Annotated in this window: 20 protein-coding genes and 1 pseudogene; 5 read left to right on the forward strand and 16 right to left on the reverse strand. The window is 40.9% G+C overall.

The genetic code is table 11. The annotated features are described in order from the left end of the window. Positions 1-110: 110 nt before the first annotated feature. The 6 genes from Q7A53_RS16730 to Q7A53_RS16755 all read right to left on the reverse strand — a co-directional run bounded on the left by Q7A53_RS16730 (position 111) and on the right by Q7A53_RS16755 (position 5,503). Entirely contained in the window at positions 111-1,019 is a 909-nt protein-coding gene (locus Q7A53_RS16730; protein ID WP_411790334.1) for a sensor histidine kinase, read from the reverse strand. 23 nt (positions 1,020-1,042) lie between these two features. Continuing rightward, a complete protein-coding gene (locus tag Q7A53_RS16735) occupies positions 1,043-1,792 on the reverse strand; it encodes an ABC transporter permease (RefSeq protein WP_411790335.1) in 750 nt (249 codons plus the stop codon). Continuing rightward, complete coding sequence (locus Q7A53_RS16740) at positions 1,785-2,708, reverse strand: ATP-binding cassette domain-containing protein (RefSeq protein WP_411790336.1); 924 nt, start codon at positions 2,706-2,708, stop codon at positions 1,785-1,787. The genes Q7A53_RS16735 and Q7A53_RS16740 overlap by 8 nt, the downstream gene beginning before the upstream one ends. Before the next feature lie 112 nt (positions 2,709-2,820). Then, complete coding sequence (locus Q7A53_RS16745; protein WP_411790337.1) at positions 2,821-3,513, reverse strand: response regulator transcription factor; 693 nt, start codon at positions 3,511-3,513, stop codon at positions 2,821-2,823. Between the two features lie 269 nt (positions 3,514-3,782). Next, a complete protein-coding gene (locus Q7A53_RS16750; protein WP_411790338.1) occupies positions 3,783-5,012 on the reverse strand; it encodes an MFS transporter in 1,230 nt (409 codons plus the stop codon). 35 nt (positions 5,013-5,047) lie between these two features. Beyond that, the gene (locus tag Q7A53_RS16755; protein WP_411790417.1) at positions 5,048-5,503 is read right to left on the reverse strand and encodes a CBS domain-containing protein; all 456 of its coding nucleotides are present in this window, start codon (positions 5,501-5,503) and stop codon (positions 5,048-5,050) included. Between the two features lie 155 nt (positions 5,504-5,658). Here Q7A53_RS16755 and Q7A53_RS16760 point away from each other — a divergent pair, with 155 nt between their 5' ends. From Q7A53_RS16760 to ahpF, 3 genes are all read left to right on the forward strand, one after another. Further along, positions 5,659-6,090, forward strand: coding sequence for a MarR family winged helix-turn-helix transcriptional regulator (locus Q7A53_RS16760; protein WP_411790339.1), 432 nt, complete (start codon positions 5,659-5,661; stop codon positions 6,088-6,090). A gap of 306 nt (positions 6,091-6,396) precedes the next feature. Continuing rightward, entirely contained in the window at positions 6,397-6,960 is a 564-nt protein-coding gene (gene ahpC / locus Q7A53_RS16765; RefSeq protein WP_411790340.1) for an alkyl hydroperoxide reductase subunit C, read from the forward strand. Positions 6,961-6,972: 12 nt separating this feature from the next. After that, positions 6,973-8,502, forward strand: a complete 1,530-nt coding sequence (gene ahpF, locus Q7A53_RS16770) for an alkyl hydroperoxide reductase subunit F (protein WP_411790341.1) — start codon at positions 6,973-6,975, stop codon at positions 8,500-8,502. Between the two features lie 251 nt (positions 8,503-8,753). Here ahpF and Q7A53_RS16775 read toward each other — a convergent pair whose 3' ends face one another. Continuing rightward, a complete protein-coding gene (locus tag Q7A53_RS16775; protein ID WP_411790342.1) occupies positions 8,754-9,149 on the reverse strand; it encodes a hypothetical protein in 396 nt (131 codons plus the stop codon). A gap of 59 nt (positions 9,150-9,208) precedes the next feature. Further along, positions 9,209-9,730 (reverse strand): alpha/beta hydrolase, encoded by a 522-nt coding sequence (locus tag Q7A53_RS16780; protein ID WP_411790343.1) that lies wholly within the window; start codon positions 9,728-9,730, stop codon positions 9,209-9,211. A 344-nt stretch (positions 9,731-10,074) separates the two neighbouring features. On the opposite strand from Q7A53_RS16780, the gene Q7A53_RS16785 reads away from it, so the two are divergent. Then, the gene (locus Q7A53_RS16785) at positions 10,075-11,805 is read left to right on the forward strand and encodes an ABC transporter ATP-binding protein (RefSeq protein ID WP_411790344.1); all 1,731 of its coding nucleotides are present in this window, start codon (positions 10,075-10,077) and stop codon (positions 11,803-11,805) included. Positions 11,806-11,883: 78 nt separating this feature from the next. On the opposite strand, the gene Q7A53_RS16790 is transcribed toward Q7A53_RS16785, so the two are convergent. The 8 genes and pseudogenes from Q7A53_RS16790 to Q7A53_RS16825 form a co-directional block, all read right to left on the reverse strand. Beyond that, the gene (locus Q7A53_RS16790; RefSeq protein ID WP_411790345.1) at positions 11,884-12,402 is read right to left on the reverse strand and encodes a tubby C-terminal domain-like protein; all 519 of its coding nucleotides are present in this window, start codon (positions 12,400-12,402) and stop codon (positions 11,884-11,886) included. 27 nt (positions 12,403-12,429) lie between these two features. Further along, the gene (locus Q7A53_RS16795; RefSeq protein ID WP_411790346.1) at positions 12,430-12,963 is read right to left on the reverse strand and encodes a GNAT family N-acetyltransferase; all 534 of its coding nucleotides are present in this window, start codon (positions 12,961-12,963) and stop codon (positions 12,430-12,432) included. 96 nt (positions 12,964-13,059) lie between these two features. Further along, positions 13,060-13,824 carry a class I SAM-dependent methyltransferase gene (locus Q7A53_RS16800; protein ID WP_411790347.1) on the reverse strand — a complete coding sequence of 255 codons (765 nt, stop codon included), beginning with the start codon at positions 13,822-13,824 and terminating at the stop codon, positions 13,060-13,062. Between the two features lie 31 nt (positions 13,825-13,855). Then, a complete protein-coding gene (locus Q7A53_RS16805) occupies positions 13,856-14,056 on the reverse strand; it encodes a hypothetical protein (RefSeq protein WP_411790348.1) in 201 nt (66 codons plus the stop codon). A 92-nt stretch (positions 14,057-14,148) separates the two neighbouring features. Continuing rightward, complete coding sequence (locus Q7A53_RS16810) at positions 14,149-14,715, reverse strand: hypothetical protein (protein WP_411790349.1); 567 nt, start codon at positions 14,713-14,715, stop codon at positions 14,149-14,151. A gap of 45 nt (positions 14,716-14,760) precedes the next feature. Then, a complete protein-coding gene (locus Q7A53_RS16815) occupies positions 14,761-15,603 on the reverse strand; it encodes a nucleotidyltransferase domain-containing protein (protein ID WP_411790350.1) in 843 nt (280 codons plus the stop codon). A 115-nt stretch (positions 15,604-15,718) separates the two neighbouring features. Next, a complete protein-coding gene (locus tag Q7A53_RS16820) occupies positions 15,719-15,961 on the reverse strand; it encodes a hypothetical protein (protein WP_411790351.1) in 243 nt (80 codons plus the stop codon). 144 nt (positions 15,962-16,105) lie between these two features. Continuing rightward, positions 16,106-16,581 (reverse strand): annotated as a pseudogene (locus Q7A53_RS16825) (DinB family protein). A 220-nt stretch (positions 16,582-16,801) separates the two neighbouring features. Here Q7A53_RS16825 and Q7A53_RS16830 point away from each other — a divergent pair. Continuing rightward, the gene (locus Q7A53_RS16830; protein ID WP_411790352.1) at positions 16,802-17,449 is read left to right on the forward strand and encodes a GPP34 family phosphoprotein; all 648 of its coding nucleotides are present in this window, start codon (positions 16,802-16,804) and stop codon (positions 17,447-17,449) included. The last annotated feature ends 8 nt before the right edge of the window (positions 17,450-17,457 follow it).

A 17,457-nucleotide genomic window follows, 5' to 3' on the forward strand; every position in this document is an offset into this window, starting at 1 on the left:
AAGAACAATTCTCCAGCTTGAAGAATTGTCCTAACCCTTTACCCTATCCATTTCATTATCGATCTGCCCATCTACCCTTAATCTTCCAGTGTCACGAAGAAAGGAAACGATCAAAAAGTATGGCTTACGTTCCATTCACAAACCATCGTTAATTGATTTTCCTTTACATCTGCATAAATACTCCCGTTCATTTTTTCCATTAAACTTTTAGCAACGGGTAACCCAAGCCCTGCTCCGCTTCCTGTTCTAGTTTGATCTGCTTTATAAAACCGATCAAACATGAGGTTGACTTCTTGTTTACTCATCTGATCAACAGAATTGGAAATCTGAAGTTGAACGGCTGAATGAACTTTCTTCAGCTGGATGGTCACGTCTTGAGTGGAGTATTTAATGGCATTCATTACTAAATTTTCTACCACTCTCTTAACTGCCGAGGAATCGGTCATCAGGATCATCTCATTCTCGTCCATATTGATTTCCGGCTCTATATGATTCTTTTTAAATTCCTCGTGAAATCCAAATAGAGACTCCATAATCAACTCGTTTACCCTGACCTTCTCCACTTTCAAAGGGTAATCTGCTTGTTCAATAACGGACAATTCAAAGAAGTCCTCCAGTAAGACCTTTAATCTTCCTGCACTATTTTTTATCGTTTCTATAGATTTCTTCTTTTCCTCATGGCTGATTTCATCCGATTCCAGGAATTGAATGTATCCTAAGATAGATGTCATCGGTGTCCGAATATCGTGAGAAATATGAGATATGGCCTGTTTTAACTCATTTTGGGTAGAGAGCTTTTCTGCCTCTGCCTGTTTAGTTAAATCAATCTGATTATTTATTTCCTTCGAAAGTTCCTCGAAATCTTTATCATAATAGTTAATCGTCAGCTTTTTACCTGTATGATTTTGGTTGTATTGATCGAGCTGGTGAGCTGCGCTTTTTATTTCCTTTTTTAATAAGCAGAAACGGGTGAGGACATAGGTGAATCCGATCATAACTATGATGATTAAATAGACCATTGCCTTCACCCGCGCTTCCTTGTTTACTTAATTTCTTTTCTTTGAAATATAAGGCTTCCTAAGTACCCAAATAATACGAAAGTTAAAATAGGAACAACGACAACAAACATACTATCACTACTGTTCAAGTGATTCACCATAATAATGTCGTAAACTAATTTAAAAACAGAGTGATTAAGAATAGGTTCAAAGAAGGGTACTTTAGCTGCTAATACTTGCAGCGGCCAATCGGCAAATATAAAGAATAGTAGAAGAAATCCTATGGTTTTTCCACTATCGGTAAACAAGATAGAGAACGTGGCCATAATCGATGCGAAGGCAGCCCCGTATAAGGTAATCAGGGAAATTGTTTCCAAATAATAGGACCACCCAGGCATTTCTTCAAATCCAAAGTAGAGGGAGCAGGCTCCTGTCATGATAACAGGCAAAATCAGCGATATAATGATCGTTCCTGCCGAAAACACAATAAGCTTCGCAAAGTAGATGCGCAGTCTGCTGTTTCCTGAAGACACCATACTTTTCATCGTACCTATCGAGTATTCATTTGTAATAAAGAACCCTGCTAAAATACTGGGAATAAGCTTTATTATACTTGCATGGGTCCCAAGAACAATCTCTCTATAGTAATCTTCCACTGTGGGCAGGTCAACCGCACCATCACTGAATTTTAATAAAGGGAATAATACTGCAGCAGCGATTAACATCCACGTAAGGAATCGGAAGGATCGGTCTTTCTTTAATTTATACCACTCTGTTTTCAAGAGATTACCCATGCTGAACACCACCGATGCGCTTGCTGAAGTAAGTTTCCAAATTCTCTCCCATTGGCATAAATTCTTCGATGATCAAGTCTTCATTGGTTAGAATTTGAGAAACTCTTCTAGGTTCATGAACATGGGCATATAACTTAATGGTTCCATCTGGCCACACTTCAAACTCGTTGGTTAATAACTGATTTTCAATCACACTCGCCGTTTTATTTGGGTCATCTGTTTTAATATGCAAGTACTGCTGACACTTGTCATGCAGTTCTTTAGCGGATAATTGCTCTAACAATTCGCCTTTATGGATGATTCCATAATGAGTAGCTAATAAATGAAGCTCACTTAAGATATGGCTGGAGATTAAGATGGTAATCCCATATTCCTGGTTAAGCTTCTTTAGTAATTCTCGGATTTGAACTACTCCCATTGGGTCTAGTCCATTAATAGGCTCATCAAGAATTAGAAATTCCGGATCTCCGAGTAAGGCTATAGCAATCCCGAGGCGCTGTTTCATTCCTAAAGAAAAATCCTTGGCTTTCTTTTTGCGTGTATCCTGCAAATCTACTAACTTTAAAGTTTCTTCAATACAATTTTTTCCCGGTATTCCTTTCAATAGACGATGCGCTTCTAAATTTTCAGCTGCTGTCATTTGCGGATATAGAGCAGGACCTTCAATCATGCTTCCGATTCTTTTTCTAGCTTCAATGATATTCCGCTTATTGTTCTCCCCGAATAATTCAAATGTGCCTGTAGTTGGATACGCAAGTCCGGTTATTAGGCGGATTAATGTTGATTTACCGGCACCGTTTTGTCCAATAAACCCATAAATAGACCCTTTTTTGATCCTTACACTTACTTTATGAATCGCCATTACGTTTTTATATTCTTTAGACAGTTGGCTGGTAGCCAGAACATACTCATTCATGGAATTTCTCCCTCCTTAAATCATTCTTCCAAGTGTTCAGCATCATTCTGAACACTCTTTTACTATAAGAAGGAAACCATAAGAAAGTCTTAAGTAGAATCTTAAGAAAACCTTAAGATTTAAGCTTGCAGCCCATCCCCCAGATGGTTTCAATGTATTCTTCATGCTGGTTTGCTTTCGCGAGCTTGTGCCTGATATTACTGAGGTGGACATTAATGATATTGTCGTCCCCGTAGAAATTCTCTCCCCAGACGCTCTCGTACAAATTCGCCTTGGAAAAGATCTTATGAGGGGAGGACATCAATAGCAGTAAGATCTCATATTCACGGGCCGTTAACTTGACTTCATTTCCATTTACTGTCACCCGTTTGGCATTCGTATCTATCATCATATCTTTATGGCTGATTTCATGGGCCGTGGTCCCACCCGGGAGCTGACGATACCTTCTAAGGCAGGAATCAATTCTTGCCGACACCTCGTCGATATCGAAGGGTTTAATTATATAGTCATCCGCACCGGCTCTTAACGCATTAATCTTGGATTGTATTTCAAGTTTTGCCGAAATAATAATAATGGGAACATTACTCTCTTTAGTCACCTTTTCTAAGACCTCTTCACCAGACAAACCTGGCAGCATAAGATCAAGTAATACCATGTCCCATTTCTGGCTGTCCAAGTGAATCACTGCTTCCGTTCCTGAATAAGCCGCCTTAGGAGAATAGCCGCTTTTCCGAACAATAGTACATAGTAAGCGATTAATATCCTCATCATCTTCAATTATTAGAATATCTATGGAGTCCTTCAACTTCATCACCCTCACTGTTATTACCATTATCTTTTATTGAAATGAGGTGAATGTCAAGTGAGTCTCAGTGATTAGGTGTTTTTCTTATGATCGCACTCTCACCAAATTAACACTATTTTATGGTAAAGCTCTACCCCTGCCCTGCCTGAAGAACCAAAAATTGCTGGAAATAATAAAGTCACCCGCTTCCTTTGCGGAGGAAGCGGGTGACTTTATAAAACTTTCTAATACAATGAAGACGACAAATTCCAGAGGGCTTTCTTGAACCTCTATTCATGCCCTCCCTCAGCGGCATCCACATGATGAATATGCTTCTTGTTTCCCCAGATAAACAACACCGAAAGAAATACAAACGCAGCTCCCACGTAAAACGGCACGCTGGAATTATAAATCTCGGAAAGCTTGCCGGCTAAATACGGAGCAATTGCCCCGCCTAAAAATCTAAGAAAGCTGTAGGCCGCAGAGGCGGTCGGCCGCTCCACGGGACTTGCATTCATTACCGCTGTCGTTATCAACGTATTGTTGTTCCCAAGCAGTGCCCCGGCAAACACCACAGCAGCAATTACGACCCACTGTGTAGACGTCCAAATTCCCATGGAAAGCAGTACAAGGGCAAATAACGTCAGCATCATACACATCGATTTGACGGTGCCGAACCATTGCTGAAGCTTCGGTGCCATGAAGACGGAGGTAATCGCAAGCAGAATCCCCCAGCCAAGAAACACAAAGCCTAATCCGTGCTCATCCAGACCGAGTACAAACGGAGCGAAAGCGAGCAGCGTAAAGAAGCCGAAGTTGTACAGCGCGGCTGCGATTCCAAACACTAACAGCGAACGATGCTTAAGAGCCCGAAATGGATCGAGCAGCGACGATTTCTTCTGGGTCGCTTGGACGGTGTTCGCTTTAGGCATGAGCGTGGTAAGCCCGATAAACGCGATGACCATCAGGGTTGCTACCCCTAGAAACGGCCCTCTCCAGGAAATTGCCCCCAGCCAGCCGCCAATCAGCGGTCCAACTGAAATCCCAAGCCCGATGGCCGCTTCATACAAAATAATTGCCTTGGCGTTGCCGCTGTTGGACAGCGTCACAATTGCCGTTAAGGCCGTGGCAACGAATAAAGCATTGCCTAAACCCCATCCGCCGCGGAGAGCGACCAGCTCCCAAATGCCATTGGAAAAGCCGCCTAACGCTGAGAATAAGGCAATGATGACGATCCCTGATAAAAGGGTCTTCTTCATGCCGATCCGTGACGTAATCGCCCCAGTGACTAGCATCGCCACCGCCATCACAGCATTATAGCTGGTAAATAACAACGTCACTTCACTCGGCGACGCATTCAGCTGGCCAGCGATCGCCGGTAAGATCGGATCCACCAGCCCAAGCCCCATAAAAGCAATAATACAAGCAAAAAAAACGGCCCAAACGGCTTTGGGCTGCTTCAGAATTCCCGGTTGTTCCGCAATCGATATATTGGGTACTGGATTTGGTCTTGATGACATGTTTTCATTTCTCCTCGCTTCTTTAAGCATTCTTTTTATAAAATGGATGCAAAGGTTCTGCGGATCACATCTCCGCGGCTGATAATCCCGACTAACACGCCATCCTGTTCCACAGGCAGCTTTTTAATCTGCTTTTTACCTAAAATGGCGGCAATGTCTTCACTCTTAACATCCCATTCCACACGAATAACTTTTCGTTTAGCCACTTCCATTACATGGAGATCCAAAATCTTCTTAATTCGTTCGTCAAATTCAACCTGATCGCCTTGAACGACGGTGACCGTGTAAAGCGAATCCACGTAAAAATCTTTGTGCTTGCCAATGTGGCGCATAATATCTCCATCGCTTACGTAACCGACCATCTCATCTTGATCATTAACGACCGGCATTCCACTGATCCGGTGTTCGATAAACCCTTTAATCACGGAACGGACACTATCCTTTTCTCTTACCTTGAAAACTTCTTTAATCATCATTTCATGCGCTTGCATTCCCATTCCCCCGTCTTTATAGTTGTATGATACAATCATTTATTTGTATCATACAACTACCTAATCATTACTGTCAACCAGGCGGTAATAAATTGAACATTCACTTCGTTTTGGATATCATTACGGATAGAAAGACTAAACTTGAGGTGGAAACGATGAGTGAACCAACACTTGAATTAATTGAACAGCAAGTCACCAATTTCATCCGCAGAATCGTCATGACGGAAAAGAGAAACGACAGCCTCGATCGATCTGCATACATCCTGCTTCACCAGCTCTCCACGAATGGCCCCACTGGCGTGAAGACGCTTGCTGTGGAGCTGCATCTGGATATTTCGACAGTAAGCAGGCAGGCCGCAGCGCTCGTCGATAAGTCTTACGTTGATAAAACGCCGAACCCCGAAGACGGCAGAGCCTATTTCTACCGCATCACAGAGCTCGGTGCCAAGGAATTAGCCGAGAATAAACAGCGGCGGTTTGAACGACTCTCAGAAATTCTGCAAGACTGGCCGGAAGAAGAACGTCAAACGTTCGGCCGGCTGCTGCAGAAATATAATCAAACGGTAAATGAGAAAATGAATTTATAGGCACTACTCCGTCAGGGATCCCTTTTTTAAGGAGCGGATAGATCTATATATGTTTTTCCACGGTTCATTCAGGGTATCAATAGAAGAAGACAAATGAAAAAAGGTCCGTTCTCACTTATAGAGAATGAACCTTTTTATTTTTGTCCTAATATGAAAGCTTACTTGGGGGAAGTCCTTATAGAAAGGTATCCGCTCCCGATGCTAAAATTAGCAATCGACAATAGTTGACAAAAAATAAAACCTATATAATAATAGGTATCGGATTAGAATTATTATAAATTACTTATCACATAGGAGGAATTTTTCATGTCATTAATCGGAAAAGAAGTACAACCATTTGAAGCGAGCGCATTTAAACAAGGTGAATTCGTTGATGTGAATCAAGAGAATTTCAAAGGTCAATGGAGCGTTGTTTGCTTCTACCCAGCAGACTTCTCATTCGTCTGCCCGACTGAGCTTGAAGATTTACAGAATAACTACGAAGCGTTGAAGCAGCTGGGCGCTGAAGTTTACTCTGTGTCTACAGATACTCACTTCGTCCACAAAGGCTGGCACGACAGCTCAGAAAAAATCGGAAAGATCGAATATACAATGATCGGTGACCCATCTCAAACTCTTACACGTAACTTCGATGTACTGGACGAAGAAGCTGGTCTTGCTGACCGCGGTACGTTCATCATCGATCCAGATGGCGTCATTCAAGCCGTTGAGATTAACGCAGGCGGAATCGGCCGTGACGCAGATACACTCATTAACAAAATTAAAGCAGCACAATACGTGCGCAACAATCCTGGCGAAGTTTGCCCGGCTAAATGGGAAGAAGGGACAGATACCCTTACCCCAAGCCTTGATCTAGTAGGTAAAATCTAAGGAGTGACAGACATGGTTCTTGATGCCGAAATTAAAGCACAATTAAACCAATACCTTCAAATGCTGGAGGGAGACATTGTACTGAAAGTCAGTGCCGGAGATGACGATGTTTCCAAAGAGATGCAAGCTCTTACAGATGAGCTTGCATCGATGTCCCCTCGCATTACAGTTGAAAATACGCAGTTAAAACGCACCCCGAGCTTTAGTGTGAACCGAACGGGAGAAGATTCAGGGATTACGTTTGCCGGTGTTCCTTTAGGTCACGAATTTACTTCGCTGGTGCTTGCCCTGCTACAAGTGAGCGGAAGAGCTCCGAAAGCGGATCAAAGCATGATCGACCAGATCAAGAACATTAGCGGTGAGTATCACTTTGAAACGTATGTCAGCTTAAGCTGCCATAACTGTCCAGACGTTGTGCAGGCGCTCAACATGATGAGTGTTCTTAACCCGAACATCACTCATACGATGATTGATGGGGCCGCATTCAAAGAAGAAGCGGAGAATAATAACGTGATGGCCGTGCCTTCCGTATTCATGGACGGAGAATTCTTCAGCGGCGGCCGCATGACACTGGAAGAAATCGTTGGCAAAATCAGCGATGGACCTGCTCCGGAAGAATTCACGAATAAAGATCCTTATGACGTGCTTGTCGTCGGTGGCGGACCTGCTGGAGCGAGTGCAGCGATTTATGCTGCCCGTAAAGGTATCCGCACGGGCGTTGTCGCTGAACGCTTTGGCGGCCAGGTGCTTGATACGATGAGCATTGAGAACTTCATCAGTGTCAAACAGACTGAAGGACCGAAGTTCGTAGCTAGCCTGGAGGAACACGTGAAGGATTACAACATTGATGTGATGAATCTTCAACGTGTCCAAGGCATCGAGAAGAACGACCTATTCGAGGTTGAACTCGATAACGGCGGCGTACTGAAAAGTAAAAGCGTCATCGTTTCAACCGGAGCCCGCTGGCGTCAGTTAGGCGTTCCTGGTGAAGAAGAATTCAAGAATAAAGGCGTTGCCTACTGCCCTCACTGTGATGGCCCGCTATTTGAAGGCAAAGACGTGGCCGTTGTTGGCGGAGGAAACTCTGGTGTGGAAGCAGCGATCGACCTTGCCGGCATCGTGAAGAACGTTTCCGTACTTGAATTCGGTTCTGAACTGAAAGCCGATGAAGTGCTTCAAGAACGCTTAAACAGCCTGCCGAACGTCACCGTGCACACCAACGCACAAACGACGGAAATCACAGGCACAGACAATGTCGAAGGTCTGACTTACGTAGACCGTGCGACCAATGAAGAGAAACAGATCGAACTAGACGGCGTATTCGTCCAAATCGGCCTGCTTCCAAACACCGAATGGATGGACGACTCTATAAATCGTACGCACACAGGCGAAGTCATTGTTGATAAGCGCAGCGCTACAAGTATCCCTGGTCTATTTGCAGCGGGAGACTGTACAGACAGCCCGTTCAATCAGATCATTATTTCTATGGGCGACGGAGCGAATGCGGCTCTTGGTGCTTTTGATTATTTGATTAGGAATTAATTTTTCCTCCTTAAGAGGGTTAACAATAGAATGATATTTAGAAAACCCCCGAACCAAATAAGAGGTTCGGGGGTTATAAATTTACAAGCATTAACTATCTACTTGCTCTCCACGTGCATTAAAATATTTATAATTTCTAAATGTGTAACCTTTTTTATTAGTACTCGGCAGCTTGATTACATACACATGCGGGTCTTCATATTTGAAATCTTTAGTGATTTTTTCACCATTTACTTCAACTTCCATTTTTTCTACTTTATTACTTCGATTGGTGATATACTTCGATTGGTGATATACATCAACCACGCTTTCTTATTGTCGCGGATTAATGGATGGATAAAAAAGGAACTTATATCTGCGTTATGTCTTGTCTCTATACCCTGGTATCTATAGTTCCCATCTTCATCCCGTTTAAATTCAATGATAGATGGATTATGATTTGATAGAAATCCTGCCACTCTTAAATCACCAAAGTCTCTACTATCCAGCAATGAAATGTTTTTATTTTCATATCTTTCTTTCGACTTAATGATTTCCTTTATGGCTTTTGAATCATTTCCGAAAACTATTTGATTTTGTTGATAAAAGTAATAGGAAGATCCCAATACCACTAACAGCATGAGAAATAGCAAACTTTTAAACCACATGTAATCCCCCCATAGTTGTAACTTACTCAAGATGTAAACGTCAGCAACCATGCCACGTTTTACAACCCTTTTATATCCTCAACCACCTCGGACAGGTCGTTGGAAAACTGATGTCCACGCCCATCTACCGTTCGAAAAGTTGCTTTAGGGAGTTTTTCCGCATAATGGGTAAGGTGAGAAAAAGGTACAATGTCATCGTCGCGGCTATGATAAAAGTAAATCTTGGGTACTTTATCAAGCGCTGCGGAGGAATCTTCAGTCAAGACTGTCTCATCATATGGGGGTGCGATCAGAAACAAACTAGTAATCTTATTTGAAACCTTCTCATCAGAAATATACTTCAACAGAACCGCACCGCCCACAGAGTGGCCAACTAGAATCACTTCACCATCCATCCTTCTGAGACATTCTTCAATCTCACTTTTCCATGTTCCATACTCAGGCTCCTCCTCATTGGGCATTTCCGGATACAGTACATGGTATTCAATGCCAAGTGCTTCTTGTAAATCGCCCGCTAATTTCCCGTCCACTTCGTATGCTCCCTGCCCTGCACCTTGAATGAATAACACTTGTTTTTGCATAGGTTTGGCTCCCTTACGTTTTTTTTACTATATCACATACTACTTTTGGGCTTTTACCTACATCACTTATACCTATTATTAATAAACCTCAAAATCATTCATTTCTATCCATTTACTTTTAAAATGATCTGTCACTTTCATAACGCATAAACCAATGGATAATTCCCTATTCAATTTCACAATGAAAACGGTTACTATTATATGTAACAAAGAAAAGGAGGCTGTTTACATGAAAAACGCTATCGCTTTAACCGTACAAACATATAAGGGTGGAACACCTTCTTAAACGTTTACGGTTCCCCTTATATGTGTTTAAGCCAATAACACAATAAAAGGGGCAAGTTATGAATTTTCCAGTAAAAAAATTTCTTTCCTATTACCAACCCTATTTAAAAACATTTCTTTTCGTTTTAGTTTGTGCTTTAGTTACTTCTACTCTCACTCTTTTGTTCCCATTGCTCGTCCGCTATGTGACGAAGGATGTGCTGGAAGGTGATTTATCTGCTGCCTTTCATCAAGTCTTATGGGTAGGCAGTGGCATGGTAGCATTAGTAGTCCTCCAGAACGTTGGAAACTACTTTGTCGATTATAAAGGCCATGAAATTGGCGCTCGTATGGAAAGTGATATGCGCCATGAATTATTTTCGCATACGCAGCGGCTATCTTTCAGCTTTTATGATAAGCAAAAAACGGGTCAATTGATGTCGCGGATCACCAATGATTTGTTATTGGTTTCTGAGCTTTTTCATCATGGACCTGAAGATTACGTTAAGTATCTTGTGCGATTTTTGGGTGCATTCGGGATTTTGTTTTTTATCAATGCTCCCCTCACCATTGCGGTCTTTTGTTTTCTTCCTGTTCTCGGTTTCTTTTCCATCTACTTTAACAAGCAGCTGAATCGCGCATTAATCAATAATAAAGAGCGAATTGGTGATGTGAATGCTCAAGTCGAGGACAGTCTCGCCGGCATACGAGTGGTCCAGTCTTTTGCTAATGAGGCGGAGGAAATTAGGAAATTCGACAAGGAAAATGAGCGATTCTTAGCTAGTCGGAAAGGAACCTATAAAGCAGAGGCTTACTTTTTTAATGGCATGGAAGCTTTCATTCAAATGATCACCATTACTGTGGTCGTTTTCGGTACCATCCAAATTATGCATGCTTCTCTCGATTTGCCTGACCTGATTACTTTCTTGCTGTATATAGGGTATATGGTAGAACCGATGCAGCGGCTCACTCACATGAGCACACAATTTCAAGAGGGGGTTACTGGGTTCCAGCGCTTTATGGAAATTATGAACACACGTCCTTCCATAAAGAATGACGCAAACCCAAAGTGCCTTTTAAAAATACGTGGCCAATTAGAGTTTAAAGACGTATCTTTTCACTATGATCCATCGCTGAATCCCGTATTTGATCGACTATCCTTTAAGGTGTCGCCAGGCGAATACGTAGCGATTGTCGGGCCATCCGGTGTTGGAAAAACAACCTTAAGTTCCTTGATCGCCCGGTTTTATGAGGTAACGGACGGAGGGATCTATCTCGATGGTGAAAATGTGAAAGAGCTTGATTTGTCCTTCCTAAGAAACAGCATTGGGATTGTTCAGCAGGATGTGTACCTTTTTGCAGGCACAGTCTTAGAAAACATTCGCTATGGTTTCCCCGGCGCGTCGGATCAAGAAGTCATACGAGCAGCTAAGCAGGCGAATGCTCATGAATTTATTATGAATTTGCCCCAAGGATACCAGTCCGAAATCGGCCAGCGAGGGGTCCGGCTGTCTGGAGGGCAGAAGCAGCGTTTGAGCATCGCCCGCGTATTTTTAAAGAACCCTCCTATTCTCATTCTGGACGAGGCAACGAGCGCATTAGATAATGAAAGTGAAAGCATAGTAAAAGAATCCCTGGAATTATTAGCACAGGGACGGACCACGCTTGTTATTGCTCATCGGCTCTCTACGATACGAAATGCTGAAAAAATAGTCGTGTTGTCGAAAGGGAAAATAGTGGAGGAAGGCACGCATGAGTCCTTACTTGAAAGAAAAGGCTCTTACGCTCAGTTATACTCCAAACAGTTTTAAATTCAACGATAAACTAAAAGGCTCTCCGCTTATGGAGAGCCTTTTTGGTTTATTTACCATCTTTGTCTTGCTTCACTTCTAGCCCGCATGTAAATACGTATGGAACAGCCCAAGTAATAAGAGGCAATCATTCTCATATTTTTGATCTTTCAGCGTGAAGTAAGCTTTAAAAGGAACCTTAATGGAACTTTCCCACTCAGCAATTACAGAATCATCCTTACTAATTTGTGCTTTATCCATTACGTCTTTTTTTAAAATAAATTTTTCCTCATTAAGAGTGAACGATGTTATTTCGCCTATACCAAAAGATTTTTCATCTACAAGTTTAATCGTTTTGTTTACATGATCTGTTTTGTATTCCACGGTGTATTGACGTTTTTTAAAAATATTTAAGCTCTTGTATGAGTTCATTTGTTCGTTATTATTCCTATCATATAATCTATAGTTACCGCTAAATCTTCCCTTTAAGAGCATATCAACGACTCTTTCCCATAGATGTTTATAATACTTTTCTACTTTCCCGATCTTATCCCCTTTGTTATCGTATATATCTGCTGCCTTCGTGGATATGGTATTAAAAAATCTATATTCGTACATTGTGCATCACATCCTAAGAAAGCTATTTTAATCTTCGTTAATCATCCCGAACACATAATGATCGACAAATTTGTCATACAGGAATTCACCCTTCTCAAGACACCCCTCTTTTTTGAAACCTAATCTGTGCGGAATGGCTAAACTTTTTTCATTCCCTGCTGCCACTCGTATTTCGATTCGCTTAAGATTTAATTCATGGAAGCAATAATTTACGACTGCTTGGCAGGACTTAGTCATTAATCCCTTTCCTTGAAAAGCATCTCCCAGCCAGTAACCTATGGAAGTGGATTTGTTTGGCCAATGAATCGTATGTAAACCCACTACCCCTGCTAATTCTCCTTTGTACCAGATTCCCGCCTGGAAGCCATCATTGTTACTGAACTGCTTTAAAGTTCCTTGAATAAAATCATTTGTGTTATCTACTGTCTTTGTACCATCAATCCAGGGCAGCCATTCACGCAAACTATCTCTAGAAGAATCAGTGAGTTGAAATAGTTCTTCAGCGTGCCTTGCTTCTAGTAAACGCAGTTCGGTATTCTCGTCAATTACATGTTTAAACATTTACCATTCCCCATTCGTCTTTTAAAGTTATGTATCTTTCATTAAACAACACATCATTTCTTATGCCCATCCAGGCCTTTCTCGTTCCAAAATTCTTTATAACTCTTTTTTAGCGATACAAATCAATTCAGAAAAGTCATTCGTCACCTCTTTGTCAGGAGATTCTTCTAAATCCTGCTTCATCCGATAGAGACCCTGGTTATACTCTTCGTCATCAAGGAGAGTGAGCACAGAGATATCCCGATTTTCAACGTGCCCAATATAATCAGCGATTTTAATATTTTCCATTTGATAGTTACAATCAATGCGAACGTCAAACCCTCGTTGAGAGAGCTCTCTGAAAATCACTTCTTTCGTCCAAAATCTTTTGTAATCCTCTAGTAATGCTGAAGGAAAGTAATGATAGATCCACCAATTCTTCATTCCGTAAATATCAATATTATGGAGTTTATACACGCCGCCTATTTTTAATACTCGATGAATTTCATCTAAAGCTTTTTCTTTTTCTGTAAAATGGTGAAAAGCATAATGATTGGTTATAAAGTTAAAAGTTCCGTCTTCATAAGGCATATTCTCCGCACGTCCTTGCGCAAAAGCTGCCTTTTCAACTTTTGCTTTTGCTTGATCAAGCATTTCCTTTGAAGCATCAAGGCCGTTCCATTCAATATTATACTCCCCAAGAGAAGTGACTTGATGGTGGAGGTAAATCCCAGTTCCACAAGCTAAATCTAACATTCTGCAGCTTGATTCAGACGAATTTATTATGTAGTCTTCCAAGTCGGAATCGACTCTTACTTCTTCAAATCTAAATGGATTCTTATCGTATACTTCAGCTACTTTGGAGAAATCAGTAGTTTTCACAACCTCACTTTTCCTTTCTAAAGCATAATCGTTACTTGTTTTTATCTTTATTAAAGAACTCTACCAAATACATCACTATTGGGTAGAATGCCAGCAAAATGACTGGTGTTAAGAATAGATTGAAATAATCATTCAGAAATGGGGAAGCAGCGATCGCAGCTAAGACGTATATAAAGCCAGCTATGTCTTTTCTTTTGTCTTTCTTGGAGATGTTTTGTCTTTTCTCAACCATACAATTCAATCTCCCATCATTTGAAAAATGGACCGCTTTCAGTAAGCAGGTAACTTATTCTAGTAGTAAAGACTTCACTTTTATGTTCTTATTTAGTCTTTAAGATCTCCTACAGTAATTATCGGGATGTTATCAGTCGAAATATTATGGTATCGCTTATCGTTTCCTTTTTTATAAACATGATTGATGTTGGAAAAAAAGTAGGATCCGGACAAGTCATCAAGAAATAATAGATATTCTCCGGTTTCTATTGGAATGATTTCATCTGAAAGTGGCACAAGATCTTTGTCCAGCTTCCCATCTTTCATTTGTTTGAATCCTACTGGATAGACAAATTCAACTTTATCTCCTTTTTTATATTGTTTACCCTTTAGTTCTTTAAAACTATCAACGACAGTTGCCGTGTAAACCCGGTCCATTTGATAAACATCATGCTCAGAGTCCGACACTTCTTTTTTCGTTTGATAATTTCCATTAACTTCAGCATGAATAATTGTATCTGCATTGTTTTCTAAAGCTTGTAAGTTTTCTTCAGCACCTACAACTAACCCTGCGCCCCCTTGAGAGGTTTCATGATCGTCAGAAACGGAAACGGCCACTCTACCAGGGACGATCACTAGTGCTAATAGGCACACGGCGGCCATTACTATAAACTTCATCGTCCACCCTCCCGGAAAAAATAGTATTTAAATAGCTAGTCCTTTTCACAGTGGAAGCTGTTTCAATCGTTGAGGATTATAGTCTTCCAGCCAATCATCAGATTGGTTAACGATCCACTCACCAAAACTACGGAGAAAGGATAGGATCTCTTTGTTATTTACGGAAGGGTTGATAGCATAATTTATAGCCGATTTCATTTCTTCCTGTTTTTCTGGAAAGTGCTTAGAAAATAGGTTGTAAGCGGGATATAGATCTCTTGTGTATGTATTTTCTTTCATCAGTACGAGTGCCAGACCACACCTGATGATGATCTTCATAATCCATGTGCAGCAACCTTTAATATCTTCCTCATCGTTGTTGCCAATTAGATCGTCTTTTGCTTGTTGGAGCTGGGATGCTATGTTCACAATATGTTCGTTCGCCAATTTTTCGTCGGCTTTAAATTCAGGCAGCAGAGTCTGTAAGTTATCCCCATAAAGACACACACTAAAGGTCTTGATCATGAATGGGATGATATGGAAGTGACTCGTTTTCACAACGTCTTCTAGGGGATACAGCCCTATTTCCAGTCCATTAATAAACGGAAAATGATGCACTCCATTATTTTCGAGTTCTTGAAGTTCCAGGAGTTCTTTATTATTTAATGGAGTTTGTGTAACCACAAGAAGATCCAGGTCAGAAACGCCTTTAATACCCAAGCCTCGAGGTAAGGAACCTCTTACATAGATACTGTGAATTTTTGAAGAGAAAGATTTTAATATAGATTCCAGAACATAATCAATCGCTTTTTTATACTTAGAATCTATCTTATCAATGCTCGACTCATTCACAATTATGCCTTGGTCATTAATCGTACACATAAAACCAATCTCTTTAATATCTGTCATTTACTCCCTCCTCTCCAACTGTATTGGAGTTCTAAGAAGTGGCCCAGTCCATTTACTTGACCTCATTTGTGAAGAGCTATTCGTTTCCTTTTGTAATTAGCAGTAAATCAATGGTTTATCCCCTTATAACCTCCATAAAGAATCCCGAAAAGATAACCAGTGAGGTTACTACATATGCAATGCCTAGCTTTTTCTCTTTATCGATAATTTTTTCTACTCCAAAAAGTGAAAACATAATAAATAAGAATATCGATATAGATATAGAAGAAAAATCTATACTTTTAATGAAAAAGAGACAGAAACCGCCTGCCATTCCTAAGATAGCAATAACAAAGTTTACTAATCTCAGTGTCTTCAATAGCTTATCCCCCTGTTAATATTTGGATCATTATTTTCCTAATTATTTCAAATGATTAGGCATACAGCAAATAGATAGCAGCAGTCTTAAGCATTGCTTCTCCTTCTTTTTTAATAAAAACAATCACCTTAGACAATCTCCTCTTCATTCAAATAATCCTCTATTAATGAGATTTGCTGTAACGGGCTCCCGTCCTATTTCACGTGCCCATATGGACAATTGACCGACATGGTGGATTTCATGGGCGATGACATGACGCATAATTTCACCGTATCTAAAGCTCAGACTCTCGCCATTAGAATCGATTTCCGTAAGCTGCTTGTCTTCCATTTCGTCCGTCCAGGCTGTGATAAAGGATTCAATTTCTCTGTGATACAACTTTGATAGCTCCTCCACTTTCGATAAGCTTGCAAAGGATTCAAACGGGGTTCCTCTGGTTCTGGTTTGCCCTGCAAACCCCAAATCCAGCTATATTCGACGTCCACGATGTGAAACAAGGTGTACAGAATACTGCCAACTCCCCCAACTCGTTTTTTTAATAATTCTTCCTCAGGAACTGCTTCACACCATGTAAACCAATCATCCCGAACCTGCCAGTTGTATTCAAATAATTTTTGCATACCTGTCACTTCCATTTTAATGTATTGGCAAACTCCGCCTTCTACTTATCTTCTAACAAAAGTCCGTAAATCCTTTTATAGTTATTCCGTTCAGTTCGTTACTGGGCTGGCGCCCTCCTTGAATGCTTGCTTATATTGACAATTTTGGAGTAAGTGATTATGATAAAGTTAAGTGGTAAGTAGTAAGTAATAAGTGATAAGTAAAATTGGAGGGTTTTTCATGGAGAATATAGGCATCTCTCAAATGTATTTATTGTTATCTGTTAATGACAAAGGCGGCGTTGCTCCTATTGGCAGTATGCGTACACGGTCCTATATGATTGCAAGCGGGATTTTGGAACTCATTTTGGAGGATGTCATTTCATTGTCTGAGGATGAAGTGGCCGTTAAACGGGATTTACCTAGTGACAAAGAGTATCTGCGCTTAGTCTATAACAAGATTTCTGAAGAGACATCCATTCCTCTTAAGAAATTAGCTAGAGCATTGGTTACGAACCGGAAGCTTTTTAAAGAATTATTTAATTCCATCGGCGATACCTTGGTGGAATTAAATATTGTCACCAAAACAAGCGGAGGCGTATTAGGAAATTCCAGTCAATTTGTGGGCGGTGAAGAATCTAAGAAGCGGATTGTGGAACAAATGCGTGCAGAGTTATTGGAAGAGGGACCGGTTTCTAAAGATACAGTCGTGCTATCCAGTTTATTAATCGGGAATCATACCTTAAAACGGTATTTTAGTGAGTTTGAGGAAGATGAGCTTAAAGGTAAAATTTCCGAGCTTCGCGAAGACCCTGCACATAAAGAAATTTTCGCCATGGTCGATCGGATCTCACACACCATTACTACGATTATTGCTTCTGTTGGTTAACCTGGAGG

Origin of the sequence: Halobacillus rhizosphaerae (assembly GCF_046719735.1) — a bacterium.
Lineage (GTDB): Bacteria > Bacillota > Bacilli > Bacillales > Halobacillaceae > Halobacillus_B > Halobacillus_B rhizosphaerae.

What these genes read in the sequence shown, in the direction of transcription:
- Q7A53_RS16730 (WP_411790334.1), bottom strand. Translation starts at nt 1,019, where the DNA reads ATGGTCTATTTAATCATCATAGTTATGATCGGATTCACCTATGTCCTC.
- Q7A53_RS16735 (WP_411790335.1), bottom strand. Translation starts at nt 1,792, where the DNA reads ATGGGTAATCTCTTGAAAACAGAGTGGTATAAATTAAAGAAAGACCGA.
- Q7A53_RS16740 (WP_411790336.1), bottom strand. Translation starts at nt 2,708, where the DNA reads ATGAATGAGTATGTTCTGGCTACCAGCCAACTGTCTAAAGAATATAAA.
- Q7A53_RS16750 (WP_411790338.1), bottom strand. Translation starts at nt 5,012, where the DNA reads ATGTCATCAAGACCAAATCCAGTACCCAATATATCGATTGCGGAACAA.
- Q7A53_RS16755 (WP_411790417.1), bottom strand. Translation starts at nt 5,503, where the DNA reads ATGCAAGCGCATGAAATGATGATTAAAGAAGTTTTCAAGGTAAGAGAA.
- Q7A53_RS16760 (WP_411790339.1), top strand. Translation starts at nt 5,659, where the DNA reads ATGAGTGAACCAACACTTGAATTAATTGAACAGCAAGTCACCAATTTC.
- ahpC (WP_411790340.1), top strand. Translation starts at nt 6,397, where the DNA reads ATGTCATTAATCGGAAAAGAAGTACAACCATTTGAAGCGAGCGCATTT.
- ahpF (WP_411790341.1), top strand. Translation starts at nt 6,973, where the DNA reads ATGGTTCTTGATGCCGAAATTAAAGCACAATTAAACCAATACCTTCAA.
- Q7A53_RS16775 (WP_411790342.1), bottom strand. Translation starts at nt 9,149, where the DNA reads ATGTGGTTTAAAAGTTTGCTATTTCTCATGCTGTTAGTGGTATTGGGA.
- Q7A53_RS16780 (WP_411790343.1), bottom strand. Translation starts at nt 9,730, where the DNA reads ATGCAAAAACAAGTGTTATTCATTCAAGGTGCAGGGCAGGGAGCATAC.
- Q7A53_RS16785 (WP_411790344.1), top strand. Translation starts at nt 10,075, where the DNA reads ATGAATTTTCCAGTAAAAAAATTTCTTTCCTATTACCAACCCTATTTA.
- Q7A53_RS16790 (WP_411790345.1), bottom strand. Translation starts at nt 12,402, where the DNA reads ATGTACGAATATAGATTTTTTAATACCATATCCACGAAGGCAGCAGAT.
- Q7A53_RS16795 (WP_411790346.1), bottom strand. Translation starts at nt 12,963, where the DNA reads ATGTTTAAACATGTAATTGACGAGAATACCGAACTGCGTTTACTAGAA.
- Q7A53_RS16805 (WP_411790348.1), bottom strand. Translation starts at nt 14,056, where the DNA reads ATGGTTGAGAAAAGACAAAACATCTCCAAGAAAGACAAAAGAAAAGAC.
- Q7A53_RS16810 (WP_411790349.1), bottom strand. Translation starts at nt 14,715, where the DNA reads ATGAAGTTTATAGTAATGGCCGCCGTGTGCCTATTAGCACTAGTGATC.
- Q7A53_RS16815 (WP_411790350.1), bottom strand. Translation starts at nt 15,603, where the DNA reads ATGACAGATATTAAAGAGATTGGTTTTATGTGTACGATTAATGACCAA.
- Q7A53_RS16830 (WP_411790352.1), top strand. Translation starts at nt 16,802, where the DNA reads ATGGAGAATATAGGCATCTCTCAAATGTATTTATTGTTATCTGTTAAT.